The 10,231-nt window shown below is 68.9% G+C and carries 11 protein-coding genes; 5 read left to right on the top strand and 6 right to left on the bottom strand.

Going from position 1 to position 10,231, the window contains the following annotated elements; all coding sequences use genetic code 11:
• A complete protein-coding gene (locus tag PKD06_RS08940) occupies positions 1-2,292 on the bottom strand; it encodes a TonB-dependent receptor (protein WP_324379660.1) in 2,292 nt (763 codons plus the stop codon).
• Between the two features lie 49 nt (positions 2,293-2,341).
• Entirely contained in the window at positions 2,342-2,692 is a 351-nt protein-coding gene (locus PKD06_RS08935) for a hypothetical protein (RefSeq protein WP_324379658.1), read from the bottom strand.
• Between the two features lie 453 nt (positions 2,693-3,145).
• Here PKD06_RS08935 and PKD06_RS08930 point away from each other — a divergent pair, with 453 nt between their 5' ends.
• On the top strand, positions 3,146-4,924 hold the full coding sequence (locus PKD06_RS08930; RefSeq protein ID WP_324379657.1) for an acetolactate synthase 3 large subunit: 1,779 nt from the start codon (positions 3,146-3,148) through the stop codon (positions 4,922-4,924).
• Between the two features lie 78 nt (positions 4,925-5,002).
• On the opposite strand, the gene PKD06_RS08925 is transcribed toward PKD06_RS08930, so the two are convergent.
• Positions 5,003-5,926 (bottom strand): hypothetical protein, encoded by a 924-nt coding sequence (locus PKD06_RS08925; RefSeq protein ID WP_324379655.1) that lies wholly within the window; start codon positions 5,924-5,926, stop codon positions 5,003-5,005.
• 98 nt (positions 5,927-6,024) lie between these two features.
• Here PKD06_RS08925 and PKD06_RS08920 point away from each other — a divergent pair, with 98 nt between their 5' ends.
• Positions 6,025-6,648 carry a ParA family protein gene (locus PKD06_RS08920; RefSeq protein ID WP_324379653.1) on the top strand — a complete coding sequence of 208 codons (624 nt, stop codon included), beginning with the start codon at positions 6,025-6,027 and terminating at the stop codon, positions 6,646-6,648.
• A gap of 12 nt (positions 6,649-6,660) precedes the next feature.
• Here PKD06_RS08920 and PKD06_RS08915 read toward each other — a convergent pair whose 3' ends face one another.
• Complete coding sequence (locus PKD06_RS08915) at positions 6,661-7,137, bottom strand: hypothetical protein (protein WP_324379651.1); 477 nt, start codon at positions 7,135-7,137, stop codon at positions 6,661-6,663.
• Between the two features lie 189 nt (positions 7,138-7,326).
• Between PKD06_RS08915 and PKD06_RS08910 the strand changes: the two genes are divergently transcribed.
• From PKD06_RS08910 to PKD06_RS08900, 3 genes are read left to right on the top strand one after another with little or no spacing between them, the layout of a single operon-like run.
• Positions 7,327-7,572 carry a DUF3297 family protein gene (locus tag PKD06_RS08910; protein WP_324379649.1) on the top strand — a complete coding sequence of 82 codons (246 nt, stop codon included), beginning with the start codon at positions 7,327-7,329 and terminating at the stop codon, positions 7,570-7,572.
• Positions 7,569-7,955 carry an acyl-CoA thioesterase gene (locus PKD06_RS08905; protein ID WP_324379647.1) on the top strand — a complete coding sequence of 129 codons (387 nt, stop codon included), beginning with the start codon at positions 7,569-7,571 and terminating at the stop codon, positions 7,953-7,955. The genes PKD06_RS08910 and PKD06_RS08905 overlap by 4 nt, the downstream gene beginning before the upstream one ends.
• The gene (locus PKD06_RS08900) at positions 7,952-8,152 is read left to right on the top strand and encodes a DUF1902 domain-containing protein (protein ID WP_324379645.1); all 201 of its coding nucleotides are present in this window, start codon (positions 7,952-7,954) and stop codon (positions 8,150-8,152) included. Before PKD06_RS08905 ends, PKD06_RS08900 begins: the two co-directional genes overlap by 4 nt.
• Before the next feature lie 39 nt (positions 8,153-8,191).
• Here the strand turns inward: PKD06_RS08900 and PKD06_RS08895 are convergent, their stop codons facing one another.
• Both PKD06_RS08895 and PKD06_RS08890 read right to left on the bottom strand, forming a co-directional pair.
• Entirely contained in the window at positions 8,192-9,667 is a 1,476-nt protein-coding gene (locus PKD06_RS08895) for a glycosyltransferase family 4 protein (RefSeq protein WP_324379644.1), read from the bottom strand.
• A gap of 145 nt (positions 9,668-9,812) precedes the next feature.
• Complete coding sequence (locus PKD06_RS08890) at positions 9,813-10,166, bottom strand: RidA family protein (RefSeq protein WP_324379642.1); 354 nt, start codon at positions 10,164-10,166, stop codon at positions 9,813-9,815.
• Between the last annotated feature and the right edge of the window lie 65 nt (positions 10,167-10,231).

Here is a 10,231-nt window from a genome sequence, read left to right as displayed (position 1 = left end):
TCAATAGACCCAGCGCACGCCGCCGAAGATGCTGCGGCCCTCGCCCGGATAGAAGATCGTCGTCGCCGTCTTCCTCGCATCCGCGACGGCGCCGATATCGCTGACATAGCGCTTGTTGGCGAGGTTGCGGGCATCGACATACAGCGTCACGCCGCGCCCCAGCTCCATCCCCGCCTGCACGCCGATCAGCGTATATCCCGGCACGCGCAGCGTGTTGGCGTGGTCGGCGAAGGCCCCCTGGGGCACCCAGTCCAGGGTTGGCGCGATGAAGAAGCCGCTCGGATGGGTATAGGCCAGAATCGTGCGCAGGACGTGCTGCGGAATGCCGGCGATCCGGTTGTTGCCGTAGACGGGATCGTGGTCGAAGCGGAAATCGTTCCAGGTATAGACCTGCCGGAGCGCGAGCTTGTCTCCGACCCCTGGCCCGAGCAGGTCGCTCCAGAGATCGACACCGAAGGCCAGCTCGACGCCCTGATGAGTCGTCCGGTCGGCGTTGAAGGTCGAGGCCGGGATGCCGAGCGCGGCATTCGTGTTGAAGTTGATCAGTTCGTCCCGCAGCGTCGAGTGGTAATAGGTCACGTCCCAGCGGAAGCGGTCCCAGGAGCCGCGCGTGCCGACCTCCGCCGTCCAGGCCTTCTGCGCCTGGAGCGGCACGAAGGTCAGGCCCGAAAGGTTCGACTGCGCGAGGTCCGAGAAATCCGGGATGTCGCGCGAGCGCGTCAGGTTGGTGAAGAACTGCACGTTCTTCACCGGCTGGTACATGAGGCCGATCTTGGGATTGAAGCCGTCATAGTCGCGATCGGCCGCCCGTGCCGGGATCGTGTAGAAGTTTCGAAAATCGCGCTCGTCGTGGAGCAGCTTGGCGCCCGCCATCACGGCGAGTTCCGGCGTCACCCAGAAGCGGTTGTCGATATAGCCCTCGTAGTTCTGCGCGTTCTGGCGGGCGCTGGCCGTGAGCATCCCCCGATTGCCCGCGATGTTGACGTATTGGCGGGCCGAATTGTCGCCCCCGATGGCGCGGGCGCCGACGATCAGTTCGTTGCGGTAGCCGCCGATGTCGAAGGAGCCGCTCCAGCGCGGCGCGATGCCGTAGGTCGCGCCCTCCTGGTCGATCACCTGGAAGATCGGATGATAGAGGCGCTTGTGCGTGTACCAGGAATCGATGTCGAGCGTGCCGACGTCGAGCGCGAAGGAGGTCCGGTTCGCGATGCGCTCCGCCCAGACGTCGCGCGCCTGGTTCCCGGATATCGCGGCGGCGGCCGCCTGGCGCGGATTGTAGAGCACGCCGTTGAGATCGAGCGTGCCGGGCAGCTTCTGCCGGGTGATGAAGGAACCGAACCAGGTGCGGGTCTCGATGCCCGGCGCGATCTTGTAGCCGACATTGCCGTTGATCTGCCAGTAATCCTGGTTGGCGTGGTCCCTGAACCCGTCCTGATGCGAATAGGTGGCGTTGATCAGGCCGTCGGCATCGCCCTCGACCCGCGACGCCTGGACGTTGGTGCGGATCGCGCCGAAGGACCCGCCTTCCACCCGCACGATGTTGGAGCCGAAGGCGGTGTAGGCCGTGGGCGTGACGATGTTGATCGCTCCCCCGAGCATGGAGGAGCCGAAGATCAGCCCGTTGCCGCCCTTGTAGACCTCGATCGAGCGCGCCGAGAGCGGGTCGATCTGGTAGAAGTCGCCCGAGCCGTCGGCGAGGTTGAGCGGGATGCCGTCGAGCAGCATCTCGATGCCGCGCGTATGATACGAGCGGGCGATGCCGGAGCCGCGGATCGACAGGCGGACCTCCTGGCCGTAGCGCGACTGCGTGAAGACGCCGGGGGTATCCTTGAGCACGTCCGGCAGATTGTTGGTGTAGCGGTTCTGGAACGAGGTGGCGTCGATGAAGGCGACCGACCCGACCGTCGAGAGGACATTGGCGCGCTGCTGCTGGACCGAGGGCACGGTGAGCGAGCCGCCCGTATCCGGCCCCGCGGACGGATCGATGCCCGGTGCGCGGATCCCGTCGGATGCGGGGGCCGGGGCCGCGGGCGGCGGGGCGGCGGCCAGACGCCGGCGCACCGGCGCCGCGGCGCGCGCCGGCTTCGGCGCGGAGGCAACGTGGCTCGGGCGGCTGCCTGCCCTGGCGGAGGAGGACGGCCGGGGCGGTTTCGCCGGGCGGGGCCGCGCTGCGGGGGCGGAGACGACGATGGGAGGAAGGGAGGTGGTCGGAGGCGATTGCGGGAAGGCCGGCTGCGCGGCCGACAGGCACGCAGCCGCGCCGAGCGCGACGCCCAGCGGCTTAATGGTCATGATATAAGGTCCAACGCCTGGAGAAGATCGGAAAGCGGAGAGCGATCGATCAGGCGGCAGGCGGACCTCTGGGACTTCCGGCGTAGCGGGGCGGGCCGGTGCGCGGCAGCGACGCCTCCGGCCGCCAGACGACGGAGAGGAGGCGAGGCGGATCGGGGCGCAGGATGACGGCGGCCGGGGGCGGCGGGGCGATATGGCCGGGATGGGCGGCCGTGCAGCACTGGTGATGATGGCCAGCTGAATGCGGGACGGAGCCGTGGTCGCCCGCCTCCGCACAGAGCCAGCCGTGCGGGATCGCCGCCGCGGGCGTGGCGAAGCCCAGGAACGCCTGGAGCAGGAACGCATAGAGCGCGACCACGCCGATGACGGCGCGGCGTCGACCCGACGAGGCTCGATCCATGCGCATGTCAGATGCGTAGCGGGAGCATCCGAGGACGGCTATGGCAGGAATGCCACAAACATGTGCAGCCTTCGCATCCTCCCCGCCATCCCCGGCCGGAGCGAAGCGGAGGGGAAGGGGATCCGGAGCCGCCCGCGAGCCCTCCTGGATCCCCTCCCCGCGCCCTCGGGGCGCCGAGGACGACAAGGGCTGGTGGGGGCGGTGGGCGATTCACCGCTTGACCCGGCCTTCCGACTCTGCTTAGTCACGCGCCTCACGCAAGGAGCGGCCGAGTGTCCGTGATTCTCATCGTAGCGGAGGCGCCATCGTCGGAGCGGGGTTGACCCGTATCTCCGCTGGTGGCGCATGCAGGGTCCCTCGGGGCCCTTTTTTGTTGCCTGAAATCCAGTTTGCGGACCGGACGTCCCCGAGGGCGCGGTTCAGGAAAGCCCCGCGGGGCCAAGGAGTAGTGTGATGGGCGAGAGGATGACCGGCGCCGAAATGGTGGTCCAGGCGCTGCGCGACCAGGGTGTCACGCACATCTTCGGATATCCCGGCGGCGCCGTGCTCCCGATCTACGACGCGCTTTTCCACCAGGAGGAATTGCAGCACGTCCTCGTCCGCCACGAGCAGGGCGCCGTCCACGCGGCGGAGGGCTATGCGCGCTCGACCGGCAAGGTCGGCTGCGTGCTGGTGACCTCCGGCCCCGGCGCCACCAATGCCGTCACCGGCCTCGCCGATGCCATGCTGGATTCGATCCCGGTCGTCTGCATCACCGGCCAGGTGCCGACCCATCTCATCGGCACCGACGCCTTCCAGGAATGCGACACGGTCGGCATCACGCGCAATTGCACGAAGCACAACTACCTCGTGAAATCGATCGAGGACCTGCCGCGCATCCTGCATGAGGCGTTCTACGTCGCCTCGAGCGGGCGGCCCGGCCCCGTCGTCATCGACCTGCCGAAGGACGTCCAGTTCGCGACCGGCGACTATTGCAAGCCCGGCGACAACCAGCACAAGACCTACCGGCCGATCCTCGACGGCGACCCGCAGAAGATCCGCGCCGCCGTGCGCCTGATGGCGGGCGCGAAGCGGCCCGTCTTCTACACGGGCGGCGGCATCGTCAATTCGGGCCCGCGGGCGGCCCGGGCCCTGCGCGAGCTGGTGCGGCTCACGGGCTTTCCGATCACCTCGACCCTGATGGGGCTCGGCGCCTTCCCGGCCTCCGATCCGCGCTGGCTCGGGATGCTGGGCATGCACGGGACCTACGAGGCGAACCACGCCATGCACGATTGTGACGTCATGATCGCGCTCGGCGCGCGCTTCGACGACCGCATCACGGGCCGGCTCGACGCCTTCTCCCCCGGCTCGAAGAAGATCCATGTCGATATCGACCCTTCCTCGATCTCCAAGAACGTGAAGGCGGATATCGGCATCATCGGCGATTGCGCGCATGTGATCGAGGCGATGATCGCGGCCTGGAAGGAGATGAAGGCCGAGCCCGACCGCGAGGCCCTCGCGGCCTGGACGCGCCGGATCGACGGCTGGCGCGCGCGCAACTGCCTCGCCTACCGGCGCTCCGATTCGGTGATCAAGCCGCAATATGCCCTCGAGCGGCTTCAGGAGCTGACGCGGGACCGCGAGACCTATTTCACCACCGAGGTCGGCCAGCACCAGATGTGGGCGGCCCAGTTCCTGAAGATCGAGGAGCCGAACCGCTGGATGACCTCGGGCGGCCTCGGCACCATGGGCTACGGCCTGCCCGCCGCCATCGGCACCCAGCTCGCCCATCCGGGCGCGCTCGTGATCGACATCGCCGGCGAAGCCTCGATCCTCATGAACATGCAGGAGATGTCGACGGCCGTGCAGTACCGGCTGCCGGTCAAGATCTTCATCCTGAACAACGAATATATGGGCATGGTGCGCCAGTGGCAGGAACTGCTGCATGGCGGGCGCTACTCGCAGAGCTATTCGGCCTCGCTGCCCGATTTCGTGAAGCTCGCCGAGGCTTACGGCGGCGTCGGCATGCGCTGCACGGACCCCGCCGCACTGGACGACGCCATCCGGGAGATGATCGCGGTCGAGGACCGGCCGGTGATCTTCGATTGCTGCGTCGACAAGACCGAGAACTGCTTCCCCATGATCCCCTCGGGCAAGGCCCATAACGAGATGATCCTCGCCCCGGCGGACGATATCGAGGAGAAGGAGGATATCGGCGGCATCATCTCCGCCGAGGGCAAGATGCTCGTGTGAAGGTGTCCCCGGGCGAGGCGGCCTCCGCCTCGCCCTGCGGAAACGTCCCGGGCCAGGGAAGGCGCGGGCGGGGAGCCGTCAGGCCGGTCCGGCCTGGTCCAGTTCCCTCAGCCGGTCCCCGGCGAAGGCTTCGTTGTCGTAGTCCAGGTCGCTCGGGACCCAGATCATGAAGCGCTCCGCCAGCTCCGTCAGGACGAGATCGGGGTGCACGCGGTCGACATAGCCCCAGTCGATCGCCGAGGACCAGATGAAATGGACCTCGCGGAACGTCTCGGCCAGCATCGCCGACAAGCCGTGATGGTCGAAGGCGGAAAAGGAATCGCCGAACAGCAGCAGCCGGCGCGGATCGGCGTCGGCAGCCTCGTTGCGATAGACGACGCGGGCGCCCCGGTGCAGGTCGGCCGCCTTGCCGGCCTGCTCGTAGCGCTGGACGAGTTCGTTGGCCGCGATCCGAACCGCGTCCCGGGTGACCGTCCGGCGCCTCAGCAACTCCGCCGGCGCCGGCGTCAGCTTGACGCCGAGGTCGCCGACGAAATCCTCGACCACGACGCAATGCCTGTCCTCGAGCTGCCAGCGGATCGGCGCGCCGAGCGTCCGGCAGATCGTGTCGTGGGCGACGCGGCACCCCTCGCTGGACCAGTGCGAATCGGTGCGCAGGAACGTCTCGCCGCCCGCGCGCGCGGCGACGAGCGGTTCCACGGCGTCCAGGCAGAGCTGCTCGTTGCCAATGAGCCGGCAGAGCTGCTGCCCCGAACCGAGGCTCGGATCGATGGCGAGGGCCGGCGCCTTGTCGGCATAGACTGACAGCTTCTCCGGCACGGGCAGATGCAGATATCGGATCCCGCGCCGCCGGCAGCGCCGGGCGCGCATCGCCAGGAGCCAGGCCCAGCGCCGCAGCAGCAGCGAGCGGCCGATGCCGCGGCGGTACATGCGGATCGGCGGATTCGCTCCGCCCGTCAGGAAGAGCCAGCCTTCCTCGCCGACATGCACATCATAGATCATGCGGCGATGGTTCCTTCGCGCCCGGCCCCCATCGGGCGAGTTCCTCTATTCCCATCGACCTGTCTTTGGCGCAAATTGCAGATTCCTCGGGGGTGCGCATGACCACCATCCTGGTTGCCACCGTCAAGGGCGGCAGCGGCAAGACGACCTTGTCCACCAACCTCGCGGCGGCCCTCGCCGCCGACGGTGCAAAGGTGCTTCTCGCCGATCTCGACCGGCAGCGCTCGGCCACCGAATGGCTGGCACGCCGGCCGGCCGATGCCGCTCCGATCGCGGGCGCCGAATGGATGAAGGACATCGGCCGCCCGGGCCCCGAATTCGATTTCGCGATCCTCGACGCCCCGGCCGCACTCAAGACCCGCCAGATCGAGGAGGTCGTCGCCTTCGCCGACCGGATCATCGTGCCGGTCGCGCCTTCCGCCCTCGACGAGGGCGCCACCTTGCGCTTCCTCAGGAAGCTGGACGACATCCGGGCGGTCGCCAAGGGACGGAAGCCCGTCGGCCTCGTCGGCAACCGCGTGCGCGCGGGAACGCGCTCCGCCGAGCGGCAGAGCGCGTTCATGGCGAAGTCGGGCCATCGCTGCGTGGCCCGGATCAGGGACTCGCAAGTCTATCTCGACGTCGTGGAGGCGGGACAAGGCATCTTCGACCGCAGCGGCTCGCGCATCGCTCCGCTGAAGGAGGATTGGTGGCCGCTCCTCGAATTCGTCCGCTCGGGATGAGCGCGCACACACTCAATTCTCCGCCAGATCCAGCGTGAACCGGGCCCGCCCGTCCGAAGCGGAGACGCTCCAGGTCAGCTCGTAGGGTCCCCAGGAGCTGACGGCGTCCTTCTTCATCGACTCGCTTTCCGCCCGCAAGCCCGCCGCCGTAGTGCCGGCCGCTTCCGCCGACACGCTCTTGTCCATGGCCATCAGCACCGAGACCGAGGCTTTCTCGAGGGCCTGCGGGTCCCCGGCAGATGCCAGTTCCAGATGGCCGAGGGCGCCGTCCCGGCAGATCACCGTGGCATCGACCCCGCGGATCCCCGAGACTTTCTCTCCCTCGCTCCCCGCCGCCCGGCCGAAGGCGGCGCCGGACGGGGCCAGGGCGAGACGCTTCAGCGACGCCTGCCAGGCCGCCTTGAAGGCGGGGCAGGCCACGACCCCCTCCGCCGCGGCGGATTGTACGAGGGCCAGGGACAGGACAGCGGCGACGGCGAGTGAACGCATGTGGTGTTCCCATGGGTCTGGAGGCGACCCGATGCCGACCCATGCATGCGGTTCGGGGCCGCTTCGAGGCAAGCCCGGCACGGCACGGAAGGGCTGGCCGCGCCGCGCGCCATCTCCTATGACGAGCGGCCAGGCCGGAGGCTGCGACAGCCCCGGACGGGCGTGGGACGCGACGATTTTGGCCGAGCGATGACAGACACTCCTCCCGACCGCCTCTCCGTGGACCCGGCGAGCCCCTATTTCGACGAGGCGCTGCTGGCGCGCGGCGTCGGCGTCCGCTTCAAGGGCGTCGAGAAGACGAATGTCGAGGAATATTGCGTCTCGGAGGGCTGGGTGCGGCTCGCGGCCGGCAAGACGCGCGACCGGCACGGCAACCAGATGACGCTCAAGCTGAAGGGACCCGTCGAGGTCTATTTCCGGGACGACGCGGCATGAGCCCCGAGCCGAAGGGCAAGCTGACCATCCGCGTCATGGCCATGCCTGCCGATACGAACGCCAACGGCGACATCTTCGGCGGCTGGGTCATGTCGCGGATGGACCAGGCCGGCGGCGTCGCCGCGATCGAGCGCGCGCAGGGGCGTGTCGTGACGGTGAAGGTGGACGGCATCATCTTCATCCGGCCGCTCAAGGTGGGCGACATCCTCTCGGTCTATACGCGGATCCTCGGCGTCGGCCGCACCTCGATGAAGATCGAGATCGAGGCATGGGCGACGCGCTTCCAAAGCGGTCTTCACGAAAAGGTCACCGAGGCGACCTTCACCTTCGTCGCCATCGACGATGCCGGCCGGCCGACTCCCGTTCCGCCCTCCCCCGCATGAAGAGTCCCCTCCGGGCCGAGCGCGACGAGCAGGTGCTCCGCATCGCGGGCGAGAGCATCGTCGTCGCCTACGACCCCGACGGCGAGTGCTGGCACGTGAGGACGTCGAGCGTGCCGGGGCTGCGCGCAGAGGCGCAGACGCTGGACGAATTGATCGAGGAACTGCCCCATCTGATCCGGCAGGCCGGCATGCCGTAGGAAACCGCCCTCGGACCTCGACGCGCGCGCGACCCCACCTCATCCAGGCGGGTTGCGGCCCTCTCTCTCCGCCAGCAGGCTCCGCAGGCGCTCCGCCGCGATGCGTCCCACGGCCCGCGCGCCGAAGCGCTCCTCCATCCGGCGCCGCCCCGCCTCGGCACGCGCCTCGCGTCCGGCGCGATCCTCCCGGACCCGCCGAAGGATCGCTGTCGCCGCCGCGAGATCCGGCTCGGCCCAGGACTGGCCGTCGCCGTAGGGATATTCCCCGTCACGGAGCGGCCGCAGCCGGCAGGGAACCGGAAATCCGGTCTCCTCGTCGAGGAAATCGGTGCAGCCGGAATAATCCGTCCCGATCACCGGCCGGCCGAGTCCGAGCGCCTCGGCCATGCCGAAGCCGAATCCCTCCGAGCGATGCAGCGAGGCATAGCCGTCGCAGACCCGCGCCAGCGACAGGATCTCGTCCCGCGAGAGGGTCTCCTCCAGAACCACGATGCGCGGATCCTCCCGGGCGGCCCGCAGCAAGGCCGCCCGGCTTGCCGGGCACAGGCTCGGCGGGCCGATCGACTTGAGGACGAGGCCGACGCCGTCGTCGGGCGCGGGAAAGGCGGCCCTGAAAGCCTCCGCCAGCCCGGCCGGATTCTTGCGGGCGACGATCGAGTTGTAGTCGAAAGTGAAGAGGAAGAGGAACCTCTCCGCGGGAAGGCCGAAATACGCGCGCCCGAAGGCGGCGGCGCTTTCCACCGAGACGGCGGGCGGCACGACGGTGATCGGCCCGTCGAAGACATGGCGGAACGCCTCGGCGACGAATCTCGTCGGCGCCCAGACCTCGTCGAACCGCGCGAGCCGGGGCGCCCAGGCCCGCGGCGCCTCGGCCAGTTCCCAATAGGTGCGGAAGATCCTGTGGCTCCCCTGCGCCCGACGGCCGAACTGCTCGAGGAAGGCGTCGAGATGGTCGCCATTCGCCTCGAAGAGCGTGACCTCGTAGCGGCCGGCCTTGTCGTAGCGCTCCGGCATGAAGGGCCCGACGAAGCGATCCTCCACGGCGAGGTTGTAGGGATGGATCGCGAAGGGCAGGCCGGCCTGCGCCAGGGCGCGGGCAAGGCCCCGCGACGATTCGCCGAGGCCGAGCCCCGCCTCGACATAACCGACGAGGAGAATGCCCGGACGCAGCCGTTCGTCCCCCCGCACCGCGGGCGGCAGCGCGCCGCGCCGCCGCTGGATATCGAGGAGGACGTGGCGCACATGCGCATTGGCGGTGAGATATTGCCGCGCGTCGAGCCGGGGCGAGAGGCGGCGCCCCTCCATCCAGCCCTCCTTGGCGAAATGCGCGAGAGCCGGGATCCCCGAAGCCGCAACATCGGGATTCTCCCGCAGATAGGCCTCCGCGTCGAAGCCGGGAAAGTCGCGCGGCGAGATCCTGGCTCCGCCGCGCAGGAAAGGTGGCAGCAGACGGCGCAGCCACGGCAGGCCGCCTGCACCCGGCCGCTCGTCGAGGCTCATCGCATATTCGATCATGGGCGGCACATCCGGCCGCCCGCGGGCCTGAGGAGCCGGGAGCGGCCGCGATTCGATGTCCGCGGAGGAATCCTCGGCCCCGCGCGGGCCGACCGGACAGGACGGCGTGGAAGAACTGATCGGATGTCTCCCGAACCGGGATGCGTCAGCGGGCGGCGATCACCGCGATCTCGACGTCATAGCTGGGCGAGGCGAGCTTCGCCTCGACGCAGGCCCGCGCCGGCGTGCAGCCGGGCGCCACCCAAGCGTCCCAGATCGCGTTCATCTCGGCGAAGCGTCCCATATCGGTGAGCCAGATCGTGGCCGAAAGGAGCTTCGTCTTGTCGCTCCCCGCAGTTGCGAGCAGCGCGTCGATCCTGGCGAGAACGTCCTTCGTCTGCTCCCCGACAGAGGCGCCGGCCTTTCCCTGCGCCACCTGCCCGGCGAGATAGACGGTGTCGCCATACACGACCGCCTGGCTCATGCGAGGGCCGACCTCGATCCGCTTGATCTCCGACATTCTCCGCCATCTCCGAATTCGGGGCGCCCACCCGGCGATCCGCCGCCTTGCGGCGGGTACCCGTC

It is taken from the genome of Enterovirga sp. (assembly GCF_035325185.1).
GTDB lineage: Bacteria > Pseudomonadota > Alphaproteobacteria > Rhizobiales > Beijerinckiaceae > Enterovirga.
Note: the sequence above shows the minus strand (reverse complement) of the source record. Positions and strands in the feature narration are given on the sequence as shown.